At 73.5% G+C, this 3805-nt stretch carries 1 protein-coding gene; it reads left to right on the top strand.

All coding sequences use genetic code 11. The features are described from left to right. Nucleotides 1-32: 32 nt before the first annotated feature. A partial coding sequence (locus VFE05_17540) for a PAS domain S-box protein (protein ID HET6231882.1) occupies nucleotides 33-3805 on the top strand: 3773 nt, incomplete at its 3' end.

Below are 3805 nucleotides of genomic sequence, written 5' to 3'. Positions count from 1 at the left end.
AGGCGCGCCGCAGCGAGGAGAGCTTCCGCGCCATGATCGAGAACGCCGCCGACATGGTGGGCGTCGTGGACCCGGACGGGGTCATGCGTTACGTGAGCCCCTCGTCCACCCGCGTGCTGGGCTACGAGCCGGCGGAGATGGTGGGCACGTCGGCGTGGGCGTACGTGCTGCCCGAGGACGCGGAGCGCATGCAGGCCGCTCTCGCCGGCCTGGTGGCCGAGGAGGGCCGGCTGGTGACGGTGGAGTACCGCGTGCGCCGCCGCGACGGCAGCGTGGCCGTGCTGGAGGCGGTGGCGCAGAACCACATGGCCCCGGCGGGCGGGGTCGCCGGCGTGGTGGTGAGCGCCCGCGACGTCACCGAGCGGCACCGCGCCGAGCGCGAGCGGGCCGAGAAGGTGGCCGTGCTGGAGTCCAGCGGCGAGGGCATCTACGGCCTGGACGCCGACGGGCGCTGCACCTTCATGAACCCCGCCGGCGCGCGGCTGCTGGGCTACGAGCCCCACGAGCTGCTGGGGCGCAAGCTGCACCCCATCATCCACCACACCTACCCCGACGGCTCGCCCTACGCCGAGGACGAGTGCCCGCTCTACTGGGCCAGCGTCACCGGCCAGGAGGTGAGCTTCGACGACGAGCTGCTGTGGCGCAGCGACGGCACGTCGTTCCCGGCGCAGTGCTCCTCGCACCCGCTGCGCATGGGGGGCGAGCCGCGGGGCGCGGTGGTCTGCTTCAGCGACATCACCCAGCGCCGCGCAGAGCGCGATGCGCTGCACCGGCGCGAGGAGGAGTTCCGCGCGCTGGTGGAGAACGCGCCCAGCCCCATCGTGCGCATAGGCCGCGACACGCGCTACCTGTACGTGAACCCCGCGGTCGAGCACAGCCTGGGGCGCCGCGCCCGCGACATCGTGGGCAAGACGATGGACGAGGCCGGGCTGCCGCCCGAGGTGCTGGATGAGTGCGTGGCCGCCGTGCGGCACGTGTTCGACACCGGCGAGGAGGCGTCGGTAGAGTACGACCTGGAGACTCCCACCGGGCGCGAGCGCCACGAGTCGCGCTTCGTGGCCGAGCTGGGCCGCGACGGGCGCGTGGAGACCGTGCTGGCCATCGTGAACGACCTCACCGCGGTGCGCGCGTCGGAGGCGGCCATGCGGGCCAGCGAGGAGCGCTTCCGCCAGCTCGCCGAGAACAGCCGCGACGTCTTCTGGCTGCGCTCGGTCCACGAGGGGCGCCACGTGTACGTGAGCCCGGCGTACGAGGCGCTTTGGGAGCGCAGCTGCGCCACCCTGTACCGCGACCCGGAGTCGTTCCTGGAGCCGGTGCACCCGGAAGACCTGCCGCGCGTGGAGTCCGCCTTCCGCGGCGACGCCGCCGGCACCGAGGTGGAGTTCCGCCTGAGGCGCCGTGACGGGTCGCTGCGGTGGATCTGCGCGCGCACCTTTCCCGTTCGCGACGCGGAGGGGCGCATCTTCCGCGTGGGCGGCGTGGCCGAGGACATCACCGAGCGCAAGCTCGCGGGCGAGGCGCTGCGGCAGAGCGAGGAGCGCTTCCGCGCCGTCTTCGACCACGCCACCGTGGGCATCGCCACCGTGGGGCCAAACGGGCGCTGGCTGGACGTGAACCACGCGCTCTGCGAGATCGTGGGCCGCACGCGCGAGGAGCTGCTCGCCACCGACTTCCAGCACATCACCCACCCCGACGACCTGGCGGCCGACCTGGCGCTGCTGGACCGGCTGGTCGCGGGCGAGATCCCCTCGTACCAGATGGAGAAGCGCTACCTGCACTCCGCGGGGCACGTGGTGTGGGTGCTGCTCACCGTCTCGCTCGTGCGCGGCGCCGCGCACGAGCCCCGGTACTTCATCTCGCACGTGCAGGACATCACCGGCAGCAAGACCGCCGCCGACGCGCTGCGCGACAGCGAGGTGCGCTTCCGCAGCGTGGTGGAGAGCCTGGCCGAGGGCGTGCTCATCACCGACCTGGAAGACCGCGTCCTCTACGCCAACCCCCGCGTGGAGGAGCTGTTCGGCGTGTCCGTGGCCGAGCTGCTCGGGCAGCCCGCCCACGAGATGCTGATGCCCCCCGGCCACGGCGCCGAGGTGCGCGAGCGGCTGGCCCGGCGCGCGGCCGGGCAGTCCGAGCGCTACGAGCTGGAGCAGGTTGGCCCCGACGGCTCGCTGGGCCCGGTGGAGGTGTACGGCGTGCCCTTCCGCGACGCCGCGAGCCGCATCGTGGGCACCCTGGGCGTCGCCAGCGACATCGCCGAGCGCCGCAGCGCCGAGGACGCGCTGCGGCAGTCCGTGGCCAGCTACCGCAGCCTCTTCGACTCGCTGAGCGAGGCCGTCTCCATCCAGGACGCCAGCGGGCGGTTCATCGAGGCGAACGCCGCGGTCCTGCGCATGCACGGCTACACGCGCGAAGAGGTGCTCGCCATGCCCGTCTCCGCGCTCGCCGACCCGCACGCCGAGCCCGGCGTCAGCGAGGCGGCCTTCCGCCGGGCGCTCGCGGGCGAGCCGCAGCGCTTCGAGCGGCAGGGGCGGCGGCAGAACGGCGAAGCCTTCCCCGTGGAGGTGGCGCTCAACCCAGGCCGCTACTTCGGGCAGGACGTGGTGATCGCCGAGGCGCGCGACATCACCGAGCGCGTCCGCTCGGCCGAGGCGCTGCGCCAGAGCGAGGAGCGGCTGCGGCAGGCGCAGAAGATGGAGGCCGTGGGCCGCCTGGCCGGCGGCATCGCGCACGACTTCAACAATCTGCTCACCGCCATCACCGGCAACGCGCAGCTGCTGCTGGCCGACATGGCCCCGGACGCGCCGGGCCGCGAGGACCTGTCCGAGATCGACCGCGCCGCCGCCCGCGCCGCCGAGCTCACGCGCCAGCTGCTGGTGTTCAGCCGCAAGCAGATGGTGCACCCCGAGGTGCTGGACCTGAACGCCCAGGTGGCGGAGATGGACAAGCTGCTCCGCCGCCTCATCGGCGAGGACGTGAAGCTGGTGACCGTGCTGGACCCCGCACTGGCGCCGATCAAGGCCGACGGCGGCGAGATGGGCCAGGTGCTGATGAACCTGGTGGTCAACGCCCGCGACGCCATGCCGCGCGGGGGCACCGTGCGCGTGGAGACCCGCAACGAGACCCTCACCGCCGCCGACGCCCGGCGCCACCCGTTCGTGGTGCCCGGCCCGCACGTGCTGCTGCAGGTGAGCGACGACGGCACAGGGATGGACGACGAGACGCTGTCGCACCTCTTCGAGCCCTTCTTCACCACCAAGGCGCAGGGCAAGGGCACCGGCCTGGGCCTCTCCACCGTGTACGGCATCGTCAAGCAGAGCGGCGGCGCCATCTGGGTAGACAGCGAGCCGGGCCGCGGCTCCACCTTCCGCATCTACTTCCCCGCCGCGGGCGCCGAGCGGGCCACGCCGGGCGAGACGGCGCGCGCCAGCGCCGGCCCCCGCGCGTGCGAGACCGTGCTGCTGGTGGAAGACGAGCCGTCGGTGCGCTCGCTGGCCCGCCGCATCCTGGAGCGCAGCGGCTACCGCGTGCTCACCGCCTCCGACGGCCCCCACGCCCTCTCCCTCTCCGCGGCGCACGACGGGCCGGTAGACCTGCTGGTGACCGACGTGGTGATGCCGGGGATGAGCGGCCGCGAGCTTGCCGAGCGCCTGGTGCCCGCGCGGCCGGACATGCGCGTGCTGTACATGTCCGGCTACACCGACGACGCCCTGCTCCAGCACGGGGTCCTGCAGGAGGGCGTCGCCTTCCTGGAGAAGCCCTTCACCCCCGCCACCCTCGCCGCCAAGGCCGCCGAAGTGCTTCACCC

The organism is Longimicrobiaceae bacterium (assembly GCA_035696245.1).
In the GTDB taxonomy this organism is placed as follows: Bacteria; Gemmatimonadota; Gemmatimonadetes; order Longimicrobiales; family Longimicrobiaceae; genus DASRQW01.
The sequence above is the reverse complement of the archived record's forward strand: the minus strand, read 5'-3'. Positions and strand labels throughout refer to the sequence as shown.